The organism is Gammaproteobacteria bacterium (genome assembly GCA_030949385.1).
Taxonomy (GTDB): Bacteria; Pseudomonadota; Gammaproteobacteria; order JAUZRS01; family JAUZRS01; genus JAUZRS01.
This window is the reverse complement of record JAUZSP010000003.1, coordinates 87,628-108,868: the sequence shown is the minus strand read 5'-3', so window position 1 is coordinate 108,868 and position 21,241 is coordinate 87,628. Positions and strand designations below refer to the sequence as shown.

At 51.9% G+C, this 21,241-nt stretch carries 19 protein-coding genes and 1 pseudogene; 12 read left to right on the top strand and 8 right to left on the bottom strand.

All coding sequences use genetic code 11. The features are described 5' to 3' along the window. Positions 1-19 precede the first annotated feature (19 nt). Entirely contained in the window at positions 20-1,372 is a 1,353-nt protein-coding gene (gene gorA, locus Q9O24_04155) for a glutathione-disulfide reductase (GenBank protein ID MDQ7074345.1), read from the bottom strand. 57 nt (positions 1,373-1,429) lie between these two features. Here gorA and ubiA point away from each other — a divergent pair, with 57 nt between their 5' ends. The 3 genes from ubiA to Q9O24_04140 all read left to right on the top strand — a co-directional run bounded on the left by ubiA (position 1,430) and on the right by Q9O24_04140 (position 4,125). After that, positions 1,430-2,344 carry a 4-hydroxybenzoate octaprenyltransferase gene (gene ubiA, locus Q9O24_04150; GenBank protein ID MDQ7074344.1) on the top strand — a complete coding sequence of 305 codons (915 nt, stop codon included), beginning with the start codon at positions 1,430-1,432 and terminating at the stop codon, positions 2,342-2,344. 170 nt (positions 2,345-2,514) lie between these two features. Beyond that, positions 2,515-2,877 carry a hypothetical protein gene (locus Q9O24_04145; protein ID MDQ7074343.1) on the top strand — a complete coding sequence of 121 codons (363 nt, stop codon included), beginning with the start codon at positions 2,515-2,517 and terminating at the stop codon, positions 2,875-2,877. Positions 2,878-2,934: 57 nt separating this feature from the next. Further along, entirely contained in the window at positions 2,935-4,125 is a 1,191-nt protein-coding gene (locus tag Q9O24_04140) for a multiheme c-type cytochrome (protein ID MDQ7074342.1), read from the top strand. On the opposite strand, the gene Q9O24_04135 is transcribed toward Q9O24_04140, so the two are convergent. Next, a complete protein-coding gene (locus Q9O24_04135) occupies positions 4,111-4,875 on the bottom strand; it encodes a ComF family protein (protein MDQ7074341.1) in 765 nt (254 codons plus the stop codon). The two genes, Q9O24_04140 and Q9O24_04135, sit on opposite strands and share 15 nt — an antisense overlap. Positions 4,876-4,923: 48 nt before the next feature. Between Q9O24_04135 and Q9O24_04130 the strand changes: the two genes are divergently transcribed. Genes Q9O24_04130 through bioF form a run of 3 tightly spaced genes read left to right on the top strand, consistent with a single transcriptional unit; the run spans position 4,924 to position 7,484 of the window. Continuing rightward, the gene (locus Q9O24_04130; GenBank protein ID MDQ7074340.1) at positions 4,924-5,313 is read left to right on the top strand and encodes a hypothetical protein; all 390 of its coding nucleotides are present in this window, start codon (positions 4,924-4,926) and stop codon (positions 5,311-5,313) included. Then, entirely contained in the window at positions 5,310-6,323 is a 1,014-nt protein-coding gene (gene bioB / locus Q9O24_04125; protein ID MDQ7074339.1) for a biotin synthase BioB, read from the top strand. Before Q9O24_04130 ends, bioB begins: the two co-directional genes overlap by 4 nt. A gap of 21 nt (positions 6,324-6,344) precedes the next feature. Then, a complete protein-coding gene (bioF, locus tag Q9O24_04120) occupies positions 6,345-7,484 on the top strand; it encodes an 8-amino-7-oxononanoate synthase (protein ID MDQ7074338.1) in 1,140 nt (379 codons plus the stop codon). A gap of 7 nt (positions 7,485-7,491) precedes the next feature. Here bioF and Q9O24_04115 read toward each other — a convergent pair whose 3' ends face one another. Beyond that, the gene (locus Q9O24_04115) at positions 7,492-7,863 is read right to left on the bottom strand and encodes a DUF2237 domain-containing protein (protein MDQ7074337.1); all 372 of its coding nucleotides are present in this window, start codon (positions 7,861-7,863) and stop codon (positions 7,492-7,494) included. Between the two features lie 250 nt (positions 7,864-8,113). Here Q9O24_04115 and Q9O24_04110 point away from each other — a divergent pair. Then, positions 8,114-10,364: pseudogene (locus Q9O24_04110) on the top strand (YgiQ family radical SAM protein). A 198-nt stretch (positions 10,365-10,562) separates the two neighbouring features. On the opposite strand, the gene Q9O24_04105 reads toward Q9O24_04110, so the two are convergent. Next, positions 10,563-13,394, bottom strand: coding sequence for a metallophosphoesterase (locus Q9O24_04105; protein MDQ7074336.1), 2,832 nt, complete (start codon positions 13,392-13,394; stop codon positions 10,563-10,565). A 209-nt stretch (positions 13,395-13,603) separates the two neighbouring features. On the opposite strand from Q9O24_04105, the gene Q9O24_04100 reads away from it, so the two are divergent. Continuing rightward, positions 13,604-14,980 (top strand): phosphomannomutase/phosphoglucomutase, encoded by a 1,377-nt coding sequence (locus Q9O24_04100; protein MDQ7074335.1) that lies wholly within the window; start codon positions 13,604-13,606, stop codon positions 14,978-14,980. A 12-nt stretch (positions 14,981-14,992) separates the two neighbouring features. Beyond that, positions 14,993-15,886 carry an acetylglutamate kinase gene (argB, locus tag Q9O24_04095; GenBank protein MDQ7074334.1) on the top strand — a complete coding sequence of 298 codons (894 nt, stop codon included), beginning with the start codon at positions 14,993-14,995 and terminating at the stop codon, positions 15,884-15,886. 16 nt (positions 15,887-15,902) lie between these two features. Here argB and Q9O24_04090 read toward each other — a convergent pair whose 3' ends face one another. Continuing rightward, complete coding sequence (locus Q9O24_04090; GenBank protein ID MDQ7074333.1) at positions 15,903-16,529, bottom strand: DUF4124 domain-containing protein; 627 nt, start codon at positions 16,527-16,529, stop codon at positions 15,903-15,905. 202 nt (positions 16,530-16,731) lie between these two features. Further along, entirely contained in the window at positions 16,732-17,376 is a 645-nt protein-coding gene (pyrE, locus tag Q9O24_04085) for an orotate phosphoribosyltransferase (protein ID MDQ7074332.1), read from the bottom strand. Positions 17,377-17,459: 83 nt separating this feature from the next. On the opposite strand from pyrE, the gene Q9O24_04080 reads away from it, so the two are divergent. The 3 genes from Q9O24_04080 to Q9O24_04070 are packed head-to-tail and all read left to right on the top strand — an operon-like array spanning position 17,460 to position 20,433. After that, positions 17,460-18,854 (top strand): MFS transporter, encoded by a 1,395-nt coding sequence (locus Q9O24_04080; protein MDQ7074331.1) that lies wholly within the window; start codon positions 17,460-17,462, stop codon positions 18,852-18,854. Next, entirely contained in the window at positions 18,851-19,936 is a 1,086-nt protein-coding gene (hemH, locus tag Q9O24_04075; protein ID MDQ7074330.1) for a ferrochelatase, read from the top strand. The genes Q9O24_04080 and hemH overlap by 4 nt, the downstream gene beginning before the upstream one ends. 38 nt (positions 19,937-19,974) lie before the next feature. After that, the gene (locus tag Q9O24_04070; GenBank protein MDQ7074329.1) at positions 19,975-20,433 is read left to right on the top strand and encodes a hypothetical protein; all 459 of its coding nucleotides are present in this window, start codon (positions 19,975-19,977) and stop codon (positions 20,431-20,433) included. Between the two features lie 197 nt (positions 20,434-20,630). On the opposite strand, the gene Q9O24_04065 is transcribed toward Q9O24_04070, so the two are convergent. Both Q9O24_04065 and Q9O24_04060 read right to left on the bottom strand, forming a co-directional pair. Then, positions 20,631-20,789 (bottom strand): hypothetical protein, encoded by a 159-nt coding sequence (locus Q9O24_04065; GenBank protein ID MDQ7074328.1) that lies wholly within the window; start codon positions 20,787-20,789, stop codon positions 20,631-20,633. Positions 20,790-20,877: 88 nt separating this feature from the next. Beyond that, a complete protein-coding gene (locus Q9O24_04060; GenBank protein MDQ7074327.1) occupies positions 20,878-21,237 on the bottom strand; it encodes a DUF6164 family protein in 360 nt (119 codons plus the stop codon). Positions 21,238-21,241 lie beyond the last annotated feature (4 nt).

The window sequence follows — 21,241 nt, the reverse complement described above, 5'->3', positions numbered from 1 at the left end:
GTTGTATTTTGTGCGAGCGTTAGCGCAAGGTAACCAACTCTTCAGAGCTGGTGGGGTGAATGGCAACCGTATCATCCAGATCTGCTTTGGTGGCTCCCATGCGAATGGCGACGGCAAACCCTTGTAGCATCTCGTCTGCGCCCGGCCCGATGATGTGGCAGCCGATGACTTTTTCCTCGGCACCCACGGTGATCAGCTTCATCGCAGTGGGTACTTTGTGTTCGGTGAGGGCGTGATACATAGAGGTGAAACGGGTCTGGTAGACCTTGACCGCTTTGCCGTGTTCTTCGCGGGCATCTTCTTCACTGAGGCCGACGGTGCCGATGGGTGGATGGCTAAAAATGACACTGGCGATGTTGTCGTAACTCAGATGACGATTTTCTTTGCCATCAAACAGACGATCAGCCAAACGACGAGCGGCAGCGATGGCCACGGGGGTGAGCTGAGCTTGACCGGTGACATCCCCCAGCGCGTAGATGCCATCAAGGCGAGTGTTTTGGTATTTATCGGTGGTGATGTAGCCCCAGTGATCCAGTGGTACCCCGATCTCTTCTAAATTAAGCCCCTCCAGCGCAGGGCTGCGACCGATGGCCCAGATCACCGCATCCAAATCTTTCAACTCCATGTTGTGATCGCTGACTAAGGTGATCTGGCCATTGTCCTGCTGTTTTAGCTCGGTGGCTTGGCAGCGGGGCAGAATGTTAACCCCGTCATCCAACATGCTTTCCATTAAGGTGTCGCGCAGCATGGCATCAAAATTACCCAGCAGATGTTCTTTGCGCAGCAGCAGATTCACGTCGCTGCCGAGGGCTTGCAGCAGCCCTGCCAGCTCTACGGCGATGTAACCGGAGCCAATGATGGCGACCCGTTTGGGCTGTGTTTGCAGCTCAAAAAAGCCGTCGGAGGTGATGCCCAGCTCGGCACCTGGAATTTCGGGCGCGTCGGGTTTGCCGCCCGGAGCGATGACGATGTGATCGGCGCTGTACTGTTCGCCGTCCACTTCAAGGGTGTGTTGATCGACAAACCGAGCAAAGCCCTGAATATGCTCAATCTTCGAATCTTGCAGGTAGTTGATGTACCAGTCGTTGATGCCTTGGATATACGCATCGCGCTTGGCCACCAAGGTGTTCCAGTCAAAGCCTTTTTGCTCGACGGCAAAGCCGTAATCGGCGGCATCGGCGAGGCTGTGCGCCAGCGAGGCGGCGTGCCACATCACTTTTTTCGGGACGCAGCCGCGATTGACGCAGGTACCGCCAAGGTCGTTATTGACTTCGACCACGGCGCATTTCATGCCGTAATGAGCGGCGCGTTCGGCGACGGATAAACCACCGCTACCACCACCGATGGCAATCAGGTCATAATGTTTTTTCATTTTTCTGCCTCAGGTAAAATTTGTGGCGCTACTGTAGCAATTTAGATTGAGAAACGCATGACTTCACCGTTGAGAAACTCCTTTTTTTCCCGTTTTCAGGTCACTTTTTTAGCCGATCGTCTGCATCAATACGCGCTGTTGGTGCGTTTGCACCGCCCCATTGGCATCTATTTGTTGCTGTGGCCGACCTTGTGGGCGCTCTGGATTGCAGCAGAAGGAGTGCCAGATCTGTTGGTGTTGGCGGTGTTTGTTGGCGGTACGGTGCTGATGCGTTCGGCGGGCTGTGCGATTAACGATTATGCCGATCGCAATGTGGATGCCCATGTAAAACGCACCGAACAGAGGCCGATTGTGGCCGGTCGAGTCTCTCCTAAAGAGGCGTTGTGGGTGTTTGGGGTCTTGTCTTTGTTGGCGTTTGGGCTGGTGTTGTTGCTGGATTGGAACACGGTGCTGCTCTCGTTTGGTGCGGTTTTACTCACGGCGATCTATCCCTTTGCTAAGCGGTACACCCATCTGCCGCAAGTGGTGTTGGGGGCGGCCTTTGCGTGGGCTATTCCGATGGCGTTTATGGCGCAAACGGGGGAGTTAACCCAAGTAACGTGGTTGCTCTATCTGGCCACCCTGCTCTGGACGTTGGCTTACGACACCTTCTACGCGATGGCGGATCGGGAGGAGGATTTGAAGATTGGGGTCAAGTCTACGGCGATTTTGTTTGGTGAGATGGATCGGGTGGTGGTGGCGAGCCTTCAGCTGTTGACGCTGCTGACGTTGCTGCTGGTGGGCAGCCAACTGGAGTTGAGTTGGTATTATTACTTGGCGCTTGTTTTGGGAGCCGGTCTGTTTGTTTATCAACAGTGGATGGTACGCGAGAGAGTGCCGCAGCTCTGTATTCACGCCTTTTTGAACAATCACTGGTTTGGTTTGTTGATCTTCATTGGTCTGGTTGCACATTACTTTTTTGGCGTTGAGTAAAACTTAACCTCTGTTGTCGGGTCACACCAAAGCTCAGATTTGTTTGTATTAAAGCTGGCACACAGCAGGCTGGGTCAGCTTGCTTTTACTTGATAGGAATGTTGTACTTACATTGCCTTTGTTGCAGTTTAATCTTAAAAAAAGAGCCCGTTGGCTCGGAGGAAAAATCGATGAAACTTTCTTTATCTGTTGTTACCGGACTGTTTTTTAGTAGCTGGTTGTTGATGGTTGCCCCAGTCAGTGCCGAGCACCACATGAGTCCTGCTAACCCTTGTTCAACGAACAAAATGGAGCATAAAAATCCTTGTAACCTTGGTGCGACCAAAAAGAAGTGCGATCACAGTGCCGATACCATGAAAAAAATGGATCATGACAAGATGGGGCATGGCAAGATGGAGCATCATAAAATGGATGCTGAACATAAAAATTGTGATATGAAAAAAGATCATAAGCATAAAAATGATCATCATCACAACCCTGATATGATGAAAAAAATGCACAACCCATGCAATCCCGATGCTATGAAACCCTGATCGGTTTTTAGCTGAGAGTGATGCGGCAAGGAGGCCGCTCTTTTGGATGTGGTTTTTATGCTTAAAAAAGTAATTTTTTTTATTTTCCCCCTTCTTTTTTCAAACAGTCTCTTTGCAGTACCTTCTGCTGATATTCAAATTTTTTTAGACCGTCATTGGCAGCGTCCGTTGCTTGCTCAAGGCTCAGCTCCTGATAAGGTATCTTCTTTAATGCGTTCTTTGTTGCCCCAAACGTGCGGCAGTTGCCATGTGCAGCAATTTAAAGATTGGTCTGGCAGTCTGCACAGTAAGGCGATGAGCCCAGGTTTAATGGGGCAGTTAATGGAGATGGCAGCCACCGACCGAGAGAGCCAGCAAGCCTGTCTGCGTTGCCATGCGCCTCTTAAAGAGCAAGCAGAGAGTCTCGTTGTCAGTTTGAGGACAGGAAAAAATGAGGGGCTGCATACGCAAGGGCTGATCTGTGCAGGTTGTCATTTGCGCGAGGGCAGGTGGTTTGGTCCGCCGCGTCAAGATGGCTCTATACCCACTCCTGATGAGAAAAAACAGCTGCCTCATGGCGGCTGGAATTCACAAGCGGCTTTTGAAGATTCGGCCTTTTGTGCGGCTTGTCATCAGTTTGATCAAGAGACGGGTTTTGCCATTAACGGCAAGTTATTGGAGAACACCTATCAAGAGTGGTTGGCCAGCCCTTTTGCGGAGCAGCAGAAAAGTTGCCAGAGCTGCCATATGCCAGATCGTCGTCATGTTTGGAAAGGCATTCATGATGCTGAGATGACTCGCAACGGCATCACCATTGAGATTCGTCAGCCTAATTTGCAGGGTGGCAACATTTCAGCGCAGTTTTATCTGAAAAACAGCGGCACAGGGCATAATTTTCCCACTTATGTGACTCCCAAAATTTATCTGCAAGGGGTGCAGTTGGATGCCAAAGGCAGTGAGATTGCAGCGACTTTTTTACAATACCCCATCGGCTGGAAATTGGAGTTGGATCTCTCCGGCGAGCAGTACGACACTCGTTTGGCTCCCGATGAAGAGCTGAAGATTGATTATGCACAGGCGCGTGATTCTAACGCGGTTAGTTTATTGCTGAAGGTGGTGGTGGAGCCGGATGCCTTTTACAGCCGTTTTTATCGCAGTCTGTTGGAGAACGGTTACGCTAAAAAAGGCAAACAGCAGATTGAGCAGGCTTTGAGGGAGAGTGAAGCTTCGGTGTACATTTTATTTGAACGGCGTTTAGCTTTGCCTTAAGGGCGCTCCTGCGCGCGCAAACGCCCACAACTGCACCTCCTCCACCCCCGCTTGTTTCACTGTTTTGGCCAGTTCGTTGGCCGTTGCGCCACTGGTCATAACGTCGTCTATCAGGGCGACTCGTTTGGCTGGGATGGTTTTTCTCACCTGAAAGGCTCCCTTGATGTTTTTTTGCCGCAGCTTGGCCGTCAGCTCGGTTTGTGAGCGGGTGTTTGTCCGTCGTGTTAGCAGATCGTAACGACAGGTCAGGTTTAACCGTTTGGCCAGATGCAGTGCGATCTCTTGCGATTGATTAAAGCCACGCTGTTGCAGGCGGGCGCTGTGCAGCGGTACGGGCAAAATCAGTTGGGGTAGGTCGGTTTCTTGTTTTAGGGCAGGTAACATCAGCTCGGCAATGAGAGGGGCGTAAACCAATTTTTGCTGAAATTTGAGCTGCTTGATCATGAAATCAATGGGACTGTGGTAGCGAAACGGGACGATGCAGCGGTCGATGGCCAGAGGCTTTTTTAAGCAGTGCGCGCAGATCAAGGCGCTGTGTTGTGCGGCACCTTCCAGTGGTTGTGCGCAGCGCCAACAGGCGTTGTGATTGCTGGGCAGGTCATTTTGACAGCCTGAGCAGAGGCTCATGTTTTGGCTTGGCGCACGGCACAACAGACAGTGCTGGGGGTAGATTTTATCGAGCAGACGTTGCCATAAAGTGGCCTTGTGTGCTTCTTTTTCAGTTGACAGTGGGTGAGTGGGCTTTATCATCTAGGCATTGTGGCTTGGATAGCCGTGTTTTTTGAAAGGGTAAGTGAAATGGCCACTGAAAATGTGATTACCGGTAGCTCTTGCAAGTCAGCCGCCAAATGGTTCAGTTATGGCAATATTCTCGCAATGCTGATTCCGTTGCCTTTTTTTGTTTTGTGGTTTGGTGGTTCGATTGTGTTGTACGCCATCAATCGTCATCATCCCAATGAAAAAGTCGGTGAATACACCCAAAAAGCCGCACACAGTTTTTATGCCACTGCCGCGTTGTTGGTGGTGGTGGCTACCTTTTTTCCTACTGGTATTTTCTATTATTTGGTTTTTTGGGCGGTTTCCGCCTCTTACGTCTTACCTATGGCGATTATGGACATTCGCAAAATCAACCGTGATGTCTGGGACGACGTCAACCTCAATGCCTCCCGAGAACAGACTCAATCATGAACGACTCTTTGCGTAACGACTGGGCTTTGGCCGAAGTCCAAGCCTTGTTTAATCAACCCTTTAACGATCTTCTTTTTCAAGCTCACACACTGCATCGCAGAAATTTTGATCATAATAAAGTGCAAGTGAGCACTTTGTTGTCGATCAAAACCGGAGCTTGTCCAGAAGATTGTGCCTACTGTCCACAGAGCACCCATTACGACACTGGGCTGGGAAGGGAGAAATTGCTGCCACTGAACGAAGTGCTGGAAGCGGCACGTTTGGCCAAGGCCAACGGTTCTAGCCGATTCTGCATGGGTGCGGCGTGGCGTAACCCGACGGATAAAAATCTGGACGTGGTGGCGGAGATGATCACGGCGGTCAAAGCCGAGGGCATGGAAACCTGTGTCACCTTGGGCATGTTGACCGACCGTCAGGCAGGGCGTTTGAAACAGGCGGGGTTGGATTATTACAACCACAATTTGGACACCTCGCCGGAATTTTACGGCCAGATCATCACCACCCGCACCTATCAAGATCGCCTCGATACCTTGCAGCATGTGCGGGATCAGGACATTAACGTCTGTTCGGGCGGCATTGTTGGCATGGGTGAGAGCGCGGCAGATCGTGCTGGTCTGCTGATGCAGTTGGCCAATATGCCCAGCCATCCCGAGTCTGTGCCGATTAATTTGTTGGTGCGGGTGGAAGGTACGCCGTTGCAGGAGACCGCAGCCCTTGATCCCTTGGAGTTTATTCGAACCATTGCGGTGGCGCGTATTTTGATGCCCAAATCCTATGTGCGTCTCTCAGCGGGGCGCAGTGACATGAGCGATGAGATGCAAGCGAGCTGTTATTTTGCCGGTGCCAATTCGATTTTTTACGGTGAGAAATTGCTCACCACCGAAAACCCCGAAGCGGTGCGTGATCAGCAGTTGTTTCAACGTCTGGGTATTAATGGCGATGAGACGGAACTGACCCCCACCAGCTGTACCTCCCAACCGGAAAAAGTGGAGTCCGCTGCTTCCGTATGAAGCAGGTCTTTAGCCTCCGCTTTGGCGGCGCGTCAAGAGCAGCAGCTCTACCGTCGTCGCAAACTAATTGACTCCCCACAAAGCCCTCACGTGCTGGTGGACAGCCGTTCACTGCTCAACTTTTGTAGCAACGATTACCTTGGTTTGGCCAATCACCCTGAAATAAAAAAAGCCTTTAGCGATGGGGTGCAGCGTTGGGGCGTGGGCAGTGGTTCGGCGCATCTGGTCAGTGGCCACTCCACGGCGCACGAAGCCTTGGAGCAGGAGTTAGCGGCGTTTACCGGTCGTGCGCGGGCGTTGCTGTTTTCCAGTGGTTACATGGCTAATTTGGGGCTGATCTCGGCCTTATTGGGGCGCGGCGATGCGGCCTTTGAGGATCGTCTTAATCACGCTTCTTTGCTGGATGGCGGTCTGCTCAGTGGGGCGCGCCTGATGCGTTATCCGCACAACGATGTAACGGGGTTGGAGAAAAAATTGCTGGCGCGCCCACAAGGTCGGCGTTTGGTACTGACCGATGGCGTGTTTAGCATGGATGGCGATCAGGCTTCTTTGAAACCCTTAGCCAAGGTCTGTCAGCAACAGGGGGCGTGGTTGATGGTGGATGACGCGCACGGTTTTGGGGTGTTGGGTGAGACGGGTGCAGGTTCTTTGCAGCAGGCTGGACTGGATGAAGAGCAGGTGCCGATTTTGATGGCCACTTTGGGCAAAGCGGTGGGCTGTTTTGGGGCTTTTGTGGCCGGTTCTGAGGAGTTGATTGAAACTCTGATTCAGCAGGCGCGCAGCTATATTTATACTACGGCGACACCGCCTGCACTGGCGGAGGCGGCGCGGGTGAGTTTGCGTTTACTAAAGCAAGAGGGCTGGCGACGGGAGAAACTGACGGAGTTGATTGCCCATTTTCGTCTTGGGGTGCAGCGATTGGAGTTGCCATTGATGAACTCAACTACGCCGATTCAGCCGTTGTTGATCGGCTCCAGTGAGAAGGCGATGCAGATCAGCAGTGAGCTGGAAAAATTGGGTTTTTTGGTTACGGCGATTCGTCCCCCCACGGTGCCGGAGGGCAGCGCGCGTTTGCGGGTGACGTTGTCGGCAGAACATACTTTTGAGCAGGTTGATCTGCTGTTGGCAGGCTTGGCAAAGCTGAAATTGTTATTGCCGTGATGAGCGATTAATTCAAATCAGCTGCGTATTTTTTCAGCAGAGCGATGGGGATGATCTCCAGCGCTTTGATGTGCGTTCGGGTTAAGTGAACCCGAGGTGCCATATTGCTCTTTTCGGCTTCCAGCCATCTCGCTGCGCACAAACACCAACTGTCGCCCGGTCTTAAACCGCTAAAATTATACTCGGGCATCGGGGTAGATAAGTCATTGCCCTTGGATTTTGAGTAGTCTAAAAACGCTCGGGAGGCTTGGATGCAGACGGTGTGGGAGCCAACGTCCTCTTTGCAAGTGTTGCAATGGTCGTCGCGGTAATATCCGGTGCTTGGGTTGTCACCACAGAGATCCAGTTTCTCGCCAAAGACGTTGATCGACTTATCCATGCTGCAACTCCATTCTGTTTTTGATTGATAATTGGGCTGCACCATACCACTGTTCAACGAATTAATAAAAAACGTCCGTGTTTTTATCAAAAAAAAAGTTGATTTAGTGTTTAATATCAATTAAATAGAGTAATAAAAAACCACTAACACTTCTTCTGGGACAGACCACAAGGCTGATTCTGCTGCGGCAGGCAAGCACGTTGGCGTAACTGTCGCTATAATAGCCGACCCTTTTGATCGGTTATTTATCATGCACGCGGCTAAAAACATCTTCTCCCATCGCCCCTATTGGGCAAAACGTTTTGGAACAGCACCCTTTTTACCCATGTCGAGGGCGGAGATGGATCAACTGGGCTGGGACAGTTGCGACATCATCATCGTTACGGGCGATGCGTATGTGGATCACCCCAGTTTTGGCATGGCGTTGATCGGTCGCCTGTTGGAAGAGCAAGGCTTTCGGGTCGGTATTTTGGCTCAACCGGATTGGCGTTCGGTGGACGATTTTCAGGCTTTGGGTCGGCCAAACCTCTTTTTTGGCATCACCGCCGGTAATATGGATTCGATGGTCAATCGCTACACCGCCGATCGTCGCATTCGCTCCAATGACGCGTACACCGCCGATGGCGAGGGTGGCAAACGCCCTGACCGTTCGGTGGTGGTTTACTCGCAGCGGGCGCGGGAAGCCTATAAAAAGGTGCCGGTGGTAATCGGTGGCATCGAGGCCAGCTTGCGCCGCATTGCTCATTTTGATTACTGGTCTGAGAAGGTTCGGCGTTCCATTTTGCCGGATTCCAAAGCGGATATGCTCATCTACGGCAACGCCGAACGGGCGGTGGTGGATTTGGCGCATCGTTTGGCGGCGGGGGAAAAAATCAGTGAGATCACCGACCTGCGCGGTACGGCCTTTATGCGGGCGGCGGTGCCGGAAGAGTGGAGTGAGATCGACTCTTCTTTGTTGGACGATGACCCCGCTCAACCGGCGATCATTCCCAACCCGTACGCCAAAGAGCCGCCCTGCGATCAGCGCCCAACGCAAGCGGCACAGGTAGAGGGTTTGGCCGCCAACAGCACCGTGGTCACTTTTCATCAGCGCCCGCGTAAAATGGATCGGTCGCGCAGTGTGGTGCGTTTGCCCTCGTACGATCAAGTGGTCAAGGACAAACTGCTCTACGCTCATGCGTCGCGTATTTTTCATCTGGAGACCAACCCTGGCAACGCCCGCGCGATGGTGCAACAGCATGGCAAGCGGGAAGTGTGGCTTAATCCGCCGCCGATTCCGCTGACGATGGAGGAGTTCGATGCGGTTTTTGAGCTGCCTTACGCGCGGGTGCCGCATCCGGTTTACGGCAAGGCGAAAAACCCTGCGTGGGAGATGATTCGTTTTTCGGTCAATATCATGCGCGGCTGTTTTGGCGGCTGTACTTTTTGCTCCATCACCGAACACGAAGGGCGCATTATTCAAAGCCGTTCGGAAGCGTCGGTGGTGCGTGAAGTGGAAGCGATCCGTGATAACACCCCAGGATTTACCGGCAACATTTCCGATCTCGGTGGGCCCGACGGCGAACATGTACCGTTTGCAGTGCAAAAGCGAAAAGATCGAAGCCTCTTGCCGCCGCCTCTCCTGTGTCTATCCTGGCATCTGCGACAATTTAAATACCGATCACACGCCGCTGATTAAACTCTATCGCAAAGTGCGTAATCTGAGTGGCATCAAGCGGGTCTTTATTGCCTCCGGCTTGCGTTACGATCTGGCGATCAAAGATCCCGAATACGTCAAAGAGTTGGTGACCCATCATGTGGGCGGTTATCTGAAAATTGCCCCAGAGCACACCGAGCAAGGGCCGCTGTCGAAGATGATGAAACCCGGCATCGGCTCTTATGATCGTTTTAAAGAGCTGTTTGAACGCTACTCCAAAGAGGCGGGTAAAAAGCAGTATCTGATCCCTTATTTTATTGCTGCGCACCCAGGGACCTCCGATGAGGACATGCTAAATTTGGCGCTGTGGTTAAAAGAGAATGAATTCCGTCCTGATCAGGTGCAGTCGTTTTTGGCCACCCCAATGGCTTTGGCCAGCACCATGTTTCACACCGGCATTAATCCTCTGAAAAAAGTCACTCGTCAGGGGGCGGAAAAACTCAGTGTGGCCAAAGGGTTGCGCCAGCGCCGTCTGCACAAAGCTTTGCTGCGCTACCACGATGCGGAAAACTGGCCTCTGTTGCGTGAAGAGCTCAAAGCGATGGGGCGCGCCGATTTGATTGGCAATGGCAAAAAACATCTGATTCCCAGTTGGCAACCGGCAGGCACAGGGACATCACAAGAGGGCGCGAGAAAACGTCCGATGGTGAAAAAAGCCCCACAAGGTCAGCGATCCAGTGGTCGTACGGCTAAAAGTGGCGCGCGTTCTGGCAATCGTGGCGGGGGTGTCAGTCGTTTAGAAGCAGGTCGTAGTTTTCCTCGTCCGGCTCGGAGTAAGGGTGGAGCGCCGAAGCGGCGACGTTGAGGTACAGTAGGGGCGCACCTATGTGTGCGCCCTTTCAAATTAATGGTGTTTTTAAACCAAAGGTGTGCTTGTAAATCTATGCCTTTCAAACAAAGGGCAGACACACAGGTCTGCCCCTACAGCGTACTTCCCTAGCTCCCATGCTCTTGCGTGGGGACTGGAGCAAGGGCGGAAAATGTTCCGCCCCTAGCGTTTTTTTTAGTGTGTAATATCCGTTAATGCCTTCATGATCTGCTGTTTCAACTCCTGAACCGCCCGAACCTGTTGTCGAAACGGTGGCAGAGCATTAATGCTATCCAGTGCTTTTTGGTAGGTCTGTTGCGCTGCTTCAACTTGTTGATCCTGCTGTAATAATTTCCCACGTTTTAACATCCACAATGGGCTTTGATAAAGTGCCTTTGGCAATTTATCCAGATAACCTATGGCCTGTTTATACTTTTTCTGTCGTTGGGCGACATCAACGCCCCTTTTAATAAATCCGACCAAAGCACCGACTTCGCTCATGGCACGCTCAAGCCCCTTGAGAGCCTGTTTACCTTTGCCGGTTTGAATTAACAGTTCCGCTCGTTCCAAATGCCACGCCGCTCTTTTGGGTTGCTGTTTGAGTGCTTGATCAAAATCGTGCAGTGCTGCATCCGTTTGTTTGAGCGCGCGAAAGGTTCGTGCTCGATAAAGATAGGCGGTGGCATTTTTTGGCTGCCGTTGGATGGCTTGATCGAGATCCGCTTTGGCCTGTGAGTAGTGTCCCGCGTGCAGATGGGTGTTGCCACGCAGCAGAGGCAGTTGTGCGCTGTTTGCATCGAGTTGCTGCACAATTGTGTAGTCTTTTAGGGCAAGCGACCAATTTTGATGTTGGTGGTGCAGTTCTGCCCGTTGCAGGTAGAGCTGAGCGTTTTTGGGTTGCTGTTGAATCTGTTCGTTGATGATGTTCAGGCTGCGTTGAATGTCGGCGTGGCTCCAGACGGGTGAAGAGGCAAGGCAGGCGAGGCAGAGTAATACGCTTGATTTTTTTTTAAGGCGAACCAATCCAAACAGCAACACGCCATAAAACGACAGCCCACCACCGCCCGATGTTGTTGTCACCGTTGTCGTGGTTGGAGCCGTGCTGCTTGGAGGTGCGGTGCCTGTCCCCGTAGAGACGGCATCAGCGGTGCTGACGCTCGTATTCTCACTGCCCAAAACCGTGCCGTTGCCATCCAAAACAATCAATTGATAACGGTATTCAGTATTGGCCAATAGGGCGCTGTCTTGGTAGCTGCTGCTGAGGTCACTGGCGAGAATATTGATCAGGTGCTGGTCATTACGGGTGATTCGATAGAGAAAGGCATTTGGATCATTAAGCGGCTGCCAGCGGAGGCTGATTTCATTGGCGGCGTTGACCTCGGCTTGCAGATTGAGGCTCGGCGGGGGGGTGTTTTGGCTCTGAGCAAAGATCAGACTCTGGCTGCTGGCCAGCATGACATTACCGGCGCTGTCGCTCAGACCCGCCACGGTCAAGGTGAGCGGCAGATTGCTGGGCAGAGTAGAGGTGGTTAAGGTGATGCTGCTGTTATTAAAATTGACCGCGTTCACAGAGACCCCATCACTGATCACAAATTGGCTGAGGCTGACGCTGAGCGGCGTTTCCGAGAGGCTGAGCTGGACGGTGTTGGCGTTGATGACTTGGGCGAACAGCAGTTCCGGTGGGGTGCTGTCCAGTCCTTTTTGAATGCGAAAATGGTCACTGACTTGATGGTCTTTATTGAGAAACTGGACGTTCATCTGATTGGCGTTCACGTCTAAAATCACCGAACCGTATTCAATTTTGCTGCGGTACATCACCGGATGAACGTCGCCGTTCATAAAGGCCGTTTCCGCATCGGCATCAATCTGGCTGGAGGAGCCGCTGACCACATAAACCGCGCCTTGATTGGCTCCGGCGGCTTTGAGGTACGCGCCGTTGCTGAGGGGTTTGCCGTCGCCGCCGTCTTTGAGTTGGGTGGTGCGGTTAAAGGTGCTGGAGTCGCCGTAGTGTTGATCAATCAAGTAGGAGCGTTCGTAGGAGTGGCTGTGGCCGCTGAGCACCAGATCAACGCCGTAGCTCTCCAGCAGAGGCAGGAAGTTTTCTCGCATCTGTACCAATTTTCCCTCGCGGCTACGGTCGTCGGAGTTGTGGCTGCCTTTGCTGTAGGGCGGATGGTGCCAATAGGCGACGATCCAGTCGGCGCTGCTGGTGGCCAAGTCGCTCTCCAACCAGCTGTACATCAAGCCGGTGGTGTCGCGGTTGCTTTCCATTGAGTCGAGGCAGATAAAATGCACGTTGGCGTAATCGAAAGAGTAATACAACTCCGTGCCGCTGCTGTCGCTGGGCAGAGAAAAGATGTCTCGATAGACGCTGATGTTGCCGTTACGCACGTCGTGATTGCCCATGGAAGGCCAGAGTGACGCACGGCTGAGGATGCTTTCGTATTTGGAAAACAGCGCGTCTTGATAGGCGGCATCACTGCCGTCACTGCTGCCCAAACGGCGGTTGGCGTAAGCGTTGTCTCCCAGCAGCAAGATCAGGTTGGCTTGCTGATTGTCGCTGATCTCTTTGGCGTAAAAGCTGTCCCGCACCGCTCGTGCGCCGCCGTCGTTGACGCCCGAATCCCCCAGCACCCAGATGCGGCTGCTTTTGCTGCTGCCGTTGTTGGGCGGGGTATCAAAATGATGCACGCTGCCTGCGGCGCTGGCCAGTGGCGTACCGTTTTCGCCGACGCTGTAATAGTAGCGGCTGTTGGCGCTGAGGTTGGTGAGGCTCACTTCGTGATCCAAGGCCAAGGCGTTGGAGGCGCTGGCGGTTAGATTGAGGTTGTTGGCCGTCAGACCATAGGAGACTTCACCGAGGCTGAGCTGATCGGTGCGCCAGCGGACGGTGATGCTGTTGGGGGTGGCCATCTGCAGGTAGGGTGCTCGACTCAGAGCCAATGCGTGAGCGACGTTGTTCAGGCTGCTCAAGAGGGTGATAAAAATCAAGGCAGTGAGTGTGGTTTTGAGCTTGGATAAATCCATTTTTATTGTCCTACTCTGGAGAGCAATTTTTCTTAAATGAAACTTAAGATGGTCAGAGTGAACCTTTTAGCAGAAAAAACCAGTGTTGATGGTTGAAAAAGAGACCAGCGTCAGAAAAAACCGGAGAAAGGTTTTTCTCAGAAAATTTGTTATGATTCGCCAGCCTAAAAAACACCCCTTTAATTGATCCCAACTCAGGATGCCGAATTATGAACATTACCGCCTCCATGTTCCGTGCTTACGATATTCGTGGTGTGGTTACGGAAAGCCTGACTCCCGATGCGGTGCGTGCCATTGGCCGCGCCTTTGGCAGCGAGTGTTTGGCTAAAAATCTATCGCAGGTGGTGGTGGCGCGTGACGGTCGTCTCTCTGGCCCCGCTTTGGTGGCGGCGTTGATTGAGGGTTTGGTGAGCACGGGCTGTGAGGTGATCGACATCGGTCAGCAGCCCACCCCTGTGCTTTATTACGCCACTTATCAGCTTAAAACCGGTACTGGCATTGTGGTCACGGGCAGCCATAATCCACCCGATTATAACGGCTTGAAGATGATGATGGGCGGTGAAACACTGCACGGCGAGATGATTCAGCGTGTGCTGCACCGGATTGAAAAGGACGATTATCATCAAGGCCAAGGGTCACAGCGACAGCTGGATCTTGAGGGTGATTACTTGCAACGGATTGTGAGTGATGTGAGTTTGAGCCGCCCGCTGAAGGTCGCAGTGGATTGTGGCAACGGCGTGGCCGGTGAGCTGGCTCCTAAGTTACTGCGCGCTTTGGGCTGTGAGGTGGAGGAGTTGCATTGTGAGATTGACGGTACCTTTCCCAATCATCACCCCGATCCGAGCAAATTGGAAAACCTGCAAGAGTTGATTGAGGCGGTGGGCGAGAAGGGGCTGGATCTGGGTTTGGCCTTTGACGGTGACGGTGATCGTGTCGGGGTGATCGACAGTGATGGCCATGTGATCTGGCCGGATCGGCAGATGATGCTTTACGCTCGCGATGTGCTCAGCCGTCATCCGGGTGGGCGCATTGTTTATGATGTGAAATGTTCCAGCCATTTGGCCAGCGAGATTGAGGCAGCGGGCGGTGTGGCGGATATGTGGAAAACCGGTCACTCCTTGATGAAAGCGCGCATTCAGGAGACCGGTGCGCTGCTGGGCGGCGAGATGAGCGGCCATATCTTTTTTAAAGAGCGTTGGTACGGGTTTGATGATGCCCTCTACGCGGCGGCGCGCCTGTTGGAGATTTTGAGTCAGAGTGAATTGAGCAGCGCGGAGCTGTTTGCCCAACTGCCCGACAGTCTGAACACCCCTGAGCTGAATGTGCATTTTGCCAATGAAGGCGATAATTTCCGTTTTATGGCGCAACTGACAGAGCAGGCTGATTTTAGCGACGCTAACATCATTACTTTGGACGGTCTGAGGGTTGAGTTTGCTGACGGTTGGGGTTTGGTACGCGCCTCCAATACCACGCCATCGTTGGTGATTCGTTTTGAAGCGGATCAGCAAGCGGCGTTGGATCGCATTCAAGATCGTTTCCGTAGCGTCATGTTGGCCGTAGATGACACCTTATCTCTCCCTTTTTAAGTTGATTTTATTATGAGCATAGACAACCGCGCAGCCACTCAAGTGGCACAGGTTTTAAACGAAGCACTGCCCTACATTCAACGCCTGTCAGGCAAAACCATCGTGATTAAATTCGGTGGCAATGCGATGGTGGACGAGCAACTGAAACAGAGTTTTGCCCGCAACATTGTTTTGATGAAGCAGGTGGGCATCAATCCGGTGGTGGTGCATGGTGGTGGCCCCCAGATTGGTCAGTTGTTGAAACAACTGGGCAAAGAGAGCCATTTTATCCAAGGAATGCGTGTCACCGACAGCGAGACCATGAGTGTGGTGGAGATGGTCTTGGGCGGGCAGGTGAACAAGAGCATTGTCAGTTTGATCAATCAGCAAGGTGGGCGCGCGGTGGGCTTGACCGGCAAAGATGGCGGGCTGATTCAGGCCAAGCCGCTCAAATTGACCGCAGAAAACAGTGAAAAACAGCCGCCTGAAATTATCGATTTAGGTCATGTGGGTGAGGTGGAGAGCATTGATCCGGCGGTGGTACACATGTTGGATAACAGCGATTTTATTCCGGTGATTGCCCCTATTGGGGTGGATGCGGAAGGGCGCTCTTATAATATTAATGCCGATCTGGTGGCCAGCCGGGTAGCCTCGGTGCTGGGGGCGGAGAAGTTGCTGCTGCTGACCAATACGGTGGGGATTTTGGATAAAGAGTCCAATCTGTTAACCGGTTTGAGCGCGGTACAGATTGATGCGCTGGTGAAAGACGGCACCATTCAAGGTGGCATGTTGCCCAAAGTGCAGTGTGCCTTGGATGCGGTGAACTCTGGGGTGAGTACGGCGCAGATCATTGATGGTCGGGTGGATAACGCGGTGTTGCTGGAGCTGTTTACCGATCAGGGTGTGGGTACGCTGATTCATCAGTAACGCGGCTGTGAATTGTTTAAGGGGCAGCAGGATTGGCTTGCAGCTCTCGAAAACGCAGCAGATCGCGGTCAAATTTGCGTGCTAAATTATTGCGTTCATGCTGTTTTTCGCTCAAGGCTTGCTCTAGTTTGCTCTGTTGTTTTTCTAAGTGGGCTTGCTGTTTGAGCAGGTGTTGGGTGCTCTGCTTTTCGCGAACATCGAGGCGGATGAGCATTTTGCGCAGATCTTGTAATTGGCGTTCAATGCTGTCGAGGCGACGCTGATTGAGTTGAATGGTGCTGTCTATGGAATCCAAACGGCCATTACGTGCCAGCAGCAGGTCTCGTTCGGTGGTGAAGGTGGTGAGCAGAATTTGATCGCTGCGGCGTTGCTGCTCTTGTCGAGCGAGCTGCCTTTTGTGGCGTTTTTTGGCCTCTTGTGCGGCGGCCAATTCAGCCGGAGTGGCGATGGCATTAATCTGTTTGATGATCACCCCTTGCGAGTTGAGCACCGCATGGCGGCCTTGATTGGCGCGATTGTTCAGTATGTCGCCGTAGTGAATCACGCCGTTTTGATCGACCCACTTAAAGACCCGCTCAGGGGCAGCCTCGACCGTTGCCGTGAGCAAAACAAAAAGACAGGTCAGTAGGGACGTCTGTTTCATTCCAGTCTCCTTTTGAGCGGGTTTGACATAAGCTTTGGATCTCTAAATCGGTTGAACGGTTCACTTCATTGTGACTCATTGAAGTAAAGTCTGTTTTTCCAATCAAGCACTTAGCAGACCAGACTTTGGCATTGTTGTTAAAGTTCCGTTTATGAGAGCTTCACTTTACACTTTTTCATCGTAACAATGCCTAAAAAATCGGCTATTCGATGCCGTAGGATTGTCGATAGGCCGTGACGGCGGCCAAATGTTGCTGCAAAGCGTCACTTTTTTCTAGGTAACTCATCATGTCGGTCAGCTTAACGATGCTGATAACCGGAATATTATACTGTTGCTCCACCTCTTGAATGGCCGATTGAGCACCTTGTCCGGTCTCTTGTCGATCCAGCGCAATTACCACACCTGCCAAGCTGGCTCCGGCCTGTTGAATAATGCCGACGGCTTCCCGAATGGCGGTGCCAGCGGTGATAACATCATCCACAATCAGTACCTTGCCTTCTAAGGGTGCGCCCACCAAGCTGCCGCCTTCACCGTGGCTTTTGGCCTCTTTGCGATTGAAACAGTAGGCTTTATCCTGTTGGTGATGGTCAAAGAGGGCGATGCTGGTGGCGGTGGCCAGTGGAATGCCTTTGTAGGCGGGGCCAAAGAGTAGATCGTATTCTAAGCCGTGGTTGCTGATCGCTTGAGCGTAAAAGCGCCCCAGTTTGGCCAGCGCTGCGCCACTTTTGAACAGTCCGGCATTGAAAAAATAGGGGCTGGTGCGTCCCGATTTGAGCTGAAACTGACCAAACTTTAACACCCCTTGTTGAATGGCAAAATCGAGAAACTGGCGTTGGAACTCTTGCATGGGCTGACCCTTTCGGCGATGGCTAAAAACTCGGGTATGATACACGCCTGTTTGAGCAGGGCGAAGCCTAGGTTATGAATTCAATGAACCCCAGTAACGGCCAAACGTCGTGGTTGCAGAACCTGCGTGCCTATAAAAACCCTCGCGCTGTGGCGCTGCTTTGTTTGGGGTTTTCCAGTGGTTTGCCGATTTTGCTGGTCTTCGGTACGTTTTCTTTCTGGTTGCGCGAGGCGGGTGTGGCGCGTTCCAGCATCGGTTTTATCAGTTGGGTGGCGTTGGCCTATGGTTTTAAATGGCTTTGGTCTCCGTTGGTGGATCGGCTCTCTGTGCCGCTACTGACGCGCTGGCTGGGTCGTCGTCGTGCTTGGTTGTTGTTGACTCAAGTGATTCTGTTGTTGCTGATTCTCTCAATGGCGTTGACCGATCCGCTGTTGAATCTGGAGTTGTTGGTTTGGCTGGCGCTGTTAACTGCTTTTTTCTCGGCGACGCAAGACATTGTTATTGATGCCTATCGTATTGAGTCTTCCGATGAGCGTTTGCAAGGGGTGTTGGCTTCGACCTATATGATCGGTTATCGCATTGCGATGATCTTTGCTTCAGCGGGGGTGCTGTGGATTGCGGCCTATTTTGACCCCGATGAGAGCAGCTACCAACGGCTGCCGTGGACGATGGCTTATGGGTGCATGGCGCTGTTGATGGGGGTTGGCATTCTTACCACCTTGTTGATTGCCGAGCCGGAAAAACCCGTTGATCAGGCGGTGCAGCAGCGCGAAGCGGAGAACGCGCAGAAAGTCGCTCATTGGCGTTTTTTGCCGCCTTGTGTGCAGCGTTTTGTTGTGCGTTTTTGGAATGCGGTGATCAATCCCTTTGTGGATTTTATTGTCCGTTACCGCTGGCAGGCGCTGCTGATTTTGGCGCTGATCGCCAGCTACCGCATGGCGGACATCGTTTTGGGGGTGATGGCGAATGTTTTTTATGTGGATATGGGCTTTAGCAAGCAGGAGGTGGCCAACGTCACCAAGGTGTTTGGCATTATTATGACCTTGCTGGGGGCGGTGCTCGGCGGGCTGTTGGTGAACCGTTATCGGGTCATGCCGATCCTCTTTTTGGGCGCGCTGTTGACCGCCAGCACCAACCTGCTGTTTGCCTTGTTGGCGGGCATGGGCAACAACATCAATATGCTGATGTTGGTGGTCTCGGTGGACAACCTCAGTGCGGGGTTAGCGACGGCGGCCTTTGTGGCTTATCTCTCCAGTTTGACCAACATTTCTTATTCCGCCACGCAGTACGCACTTTTCAGCTCGATGATGTTGTTGTTGCCCAAATTTATGGGCGGCTTTTCGGGCGTGCTGGTGGACGAGGTTAATTATCAGGTTTTCTTTTTAATTACGGCGGCGCTGGGTCTGCCTGCGCTGCTGTTGGTTTGGCTGGCGGCGCGTTGGGTGCCAGAGCCTAAAATAAAGCGAGAAGCATTATGAGCGCATATCAGGGTGAGACGAATTATCAACACGGCCAAGCGGAGCCGTTGGGGGTCTTGTTGGTCAATTTGGGGACACCCGATGCGCCAACGAAAAAAGCCTTGCAGGCGTATTTGGGCGAGTTTTTAGCCGATCCGAGAGTGGTCGAGTTGTCGCGTCTGATTTGGTTGCCGATTCTGCACGGGGTGATTCTGCGCTTTCGCCCCAATCGTTCCGCTAAGGCCTATGCCAAGGTCTGGAGTGAGGCGGGTTCACCGCTGTTGGCGATTTCAAAACGCCAGACAGAGGCGTTGCAAAAGCAGCTCAGTGCGTCTTTAGAGGCCCCGGTGAAGGTGCAGTTGGCGATGCGTTACGGCAACCCTTCGATCAAGGCGGGTCTGCAGGCGCTGCAAGTGGCTAATGTGCGTCGAGTGCTGGTTTTGCCGCTTTATCCGCAATATTCAGCCACCACCACCGCTTCGGTGTTTGATGGCGTTGCCAAGGTGCTGCAAAAACAGCGCTGGATCCCAGAGCTGCGCTTTATCAATCAGTACTTTCAGCAACCGGCGTACATCAAGGCCTTGGCGGATTCCGTGCGTCAGCAGTGGGCGGAGCGGGGGCAGGGGGATAAATTGCTGCTCTCTTTTCACGGCATCCCGAAAAAGATGCACTTGGCCGGTGATCCCTATTATTGCCACTGTCAGGCAACGGGGCATCTGTTGGCGCAGGAGCTGGAGTTGCAGCCGGAGCAGTGGCAGTTGGTGTTTCAGTCTCGTTTCGGGCGTGAGGAGTGGCTAAAACCCTATGCCAGTTTGCGTTTGCAGGAGCTGGCCAAAGAGGGGGTGAAAACCGTGGATGTGGTCTGCCCTGGGTTTTCAGCGGACTGTTTGGAGACTTTGGAAGAGATCGCAATGGAGAACCGTGAGCTCTTTATCGAAGCCGGTGGTGAGGATCTGCGTTACATCCCCGCCTTGAATGATCGCCCTGAGCACATTGAGTTTTTGGCGCAGTTGGTAACGGAGAATATGGCCGGTTGGTTGGATGTTCGGAGTGATGAAGAGTTGGGTGGTGTGCGGGAGCGGGCTTTGGCTGATGGGGCGTAGGGATAAATTTTAAGTGTTGTAACAAAAGGAAGAGTTTAATGTGGAAAATTATTGTGCTATGCAGTGCGTTGTTTTTTCCAGTCGCAAGCCATGCAAATTCACTGTTCAATTATCATTTTGGGTACGGTGCTGGTTTGCGTTACGGTCTTTTTTCTGGGTTTGTACCTTTGCTTCACATCAATAAGAATATTGATGAGTCTGTAGTTTTTGCAGAAGTGGCTCTTTCTGCATTGGTTTATGGAAATGTTGGCTATATGCGTAAAGTATCGGAGCACAGTGCCATCAGTGTTTCATTGTTATCTGGGTTTGCGATTACTACGGTGTTTTCAGGCCATAAAATTGGCTATTTGTATAACTCAAATGGCTTTAATAAAAGTGGTTGGGAGACTTCTATTGAATTGTATTCGGTGGATTCTCAGATTGATGTGGCTGATGAAAATCAACCCAAGACTGAACACAACTGGTTGCCCAGTATATCGTTTGGTTATCATTGGTAATGATTTTTCTTTTATCAATTTTTGTGCAATAAAGTTATTTCGTAACTACTCAGCCCACGTTGGATAACGTAACTCATTGATAATAAACAATATGATTTTTTTCAAAATGGTGAAAATGCCGTTTGTTGGTCAAAAACACCCAATAAAGGTATATTTTTTCATTAAAAATCAATAAGTTATATGGCTGAGTAGTTACGTTATTTCCATACTTCGTTTTCTTCTTCGTGTTTCCAATCATCAATTAGATTTGCGCTGTGGTTGGATAAGGTTTGGGTTTCTTGTTGGTCTGTTGTTGATGTGTGGTATTGAGCTTGTTCCTGTATGGATTGTTCCTCTTTTTTCGGAATGATCTGCATTTTTTTGTCCTAATGTTATCTGTTGGGTTATGGCCTGCGGCCTAACGCCAACCTACGGTTCATCGGTAGGGCTAGAGCATTTTCTACCCTACAAATCCAAAAAAGGCGTGGTGGAAAAATAGGCGATCACGGCGGCTACCAGCAGGTAGATCAGCACTTTGATCGGTTCACGTAAAAAACGTTTTAGAAAGGTGTCATGCGTGCCTGCGGCTTTCTGTTCTTGATATTCGCGCTGAGCGTTTTCTTGGCGTTCTCTTTGGTATTTTGCAATCAAATTTTTCGCTCGCTCTAATTGAGTCTCTTCTTTGAGCCAGATGGCGGCCAGCGAGATGCCCCAACGTCCGGCGGTGGTTTCATAGAAATCAACCTGATGCTCTTCTAATAAGATGCGGACTTCATCGGCTTCGTCCAGCGGGACGTTATTAAGTCTAAACAGTAAAGTGGCCATGTTG

What these genes read in the sequence shown, in the direction of transcription:
- gorA (MDQ7074345.1), bottom strand. Translation starts at nt 1,372, where the DNA reads ATGAAAAAACATTATGACCTGATTGCCATCGGTGGTGGTAGCGGTGGT.
- ubiA (MDQ7074344.1), top strand. Translation starts at nt 1,430, where the DNA reads ATGACTTCACCGTTGAGAAACTCCTTTTTTTCCCGTTTTCAGGTCACT.
- Q9O24_04145 (MDQ7074343.1), top strand. Translation starts at nt 2,515, where the DNA reads ATGAAACTTTCTTTATCTGTTGTTACCGGACTGTTTTTTAGTAGCTGG.
- Q9O24_04140 (MDQ7074342.1), top strand. Translation starts at nt 2,935, where the DNA reads ATGCTTAAAAAAGTAATTTTTTTTATTTTCCCCCTTCTTTTTTCAAAC.
- Q9O24_04135 (MDQ7074341.1), bottom strand. Translation starts at nt 4,875, where the DNA reads ATGATAAAGCCCACTCACCCACTGTCAACTGAAAAAGAAGCACACAAG.
- Q9O24_04130 (MDQ7074340.1), top strand. Translation starts at nt 4,924, where the DNA reads ATGGCCACTGAAAATGTGATTACCGGTAGCTCTTGCAAGTCAGCCGCC.
- bioB (MDQ7074339.1), top strand. Translation starts at nt 5,310, where the DNA reads ATGAACGACTCTTTGCGTAACGACTGGGCTTTGGCCGAAGTCCAAGCC.
- Q9O24_04115 (MDQ7074337.1), bottom strand. Translation starts at nt 7,863, where the DNA reads ATGGATAAGTCGATCAACGTCTTTGGCGAGAAACTGGATCTCTGTGGT.
- Q9O24_04105 (MDQ7074336.1), bottom strand. Translation starts at nt 13,394, where the DNA reads ATGGATTTATCCAAGCTCAAAACCACACTCACTGCCTTGATTTTTATC.
- Q9O24_04100 (MDQ7074335.1), top strand. Translation starts at nt 13,604, where the DNA reads ATGAACATTACCGCCTCCATGTTCCGTGCTTACGATATTCGTGGTGTG.
- argB (MDQ7074334.1), top strand. Translation starts at nt 14,993, where the DNA reads ATGAGCATAGACAACCGCGCAGCCACTCAAGTGGCACAGGTTTTAAAC.
- Q9O24_04090 (MDQ7074333.1), bottom strand. Translation starts at nt 16,529, where the DNA reads ATGAAACAGACGTCCCTACTGACCTGTCTTTTTGTTTTGCTCACGGCA.
- pyrE (MDQ7074332.1), bottom strand. Translation starts at nt 17,376, where the DNA reads ATGCAAGAGTTCCAACGCCAGTTTCTCGATTTTGCCATTCAACAAGGG.
- Q9O24_04080 (MDQ7074331.1), top strand. Translation starts at nt 17,460, where the DNA reads ATGAACCCCAGTAACGGCCAAACGTCGTGGTTGCAGAACCTGCGTGCC.
- hemH (MDQ7074330.1), top strand. Translation starts at nt 18,851, where the DNA reads ATGAGCGCATATCAGGGTGAGACGAATTATCAACACGGCCAAGCGGAG.
- Q9O24_04070 (MDQ7074329.1), top strand. Translation starts at nt 19,975, where the DNA reads ATGTGGAAAATTATTGTGCTATGCAGTGCGTTGTTTTTTCCAGTCGCA.
- Q9O24_04065 (MDQ7074328.1), bottom strand. Translation starts at nt 20,789, where the DNA reads ATGCAGATCATTCCGAAAAAAGAGGAACAATCCATACAGGAACAAGCT.
- Q9O24_04060 (MDQ7074327.1), bottom strand. Translation starts at nt 21,237, where the DNA reads ATGGCCACTTTACTGTTTAGACTTAATAACGTCCCGCTGGACGAAGCC.